Annotated in this window: 1 rRNA gene; it reads left to right on the forward strand. The window is 35.9% G+C overall.

Features of this window, described 5'->3' with window-relative positions:
- Nucleotides 1-180: 180 nt before the first annotated feature.
- A 16S ribosomal RNA gene (locus tag H5300_RS27460) occupies nucleotides 181-256 on the forward strand; the annotation flags it as partial.

Genomic DNA, 256 nt, shown 5'->3' on the forward strand with positions numbered 1-256 from the left:
TACTTCGGTAACAAACTTGATTTCAATGAACTGAGTGACCAATACAAAATTAAGTTTACTTAATTTTGGCACAGTCAATTCATTACCATTCTGTTGGAATGGTAATAGCTTTAGAATTACATGTTCATTTTCGAATGAATATTAGTTTTGAAGTCAGTATTCGTTGAGTCACAAAATCTTAAATTGAAGAGTTTGATCATGGCTCAGATTGAACGCTGGCGGCAGGCCTAACACATGCAAGTCGAGCGGAAACGAC

The sequence above is a fragment of the Vibrio sp. SG41-7 genome, assembly GCF_014164465.1.
Taxonomy (GTDB): Bacteria; Pseudomonadota; Gammaproteobacteria; order Enterobacterales; family Vibrionaceae; genus Vibrio; species Vibrio splendidus.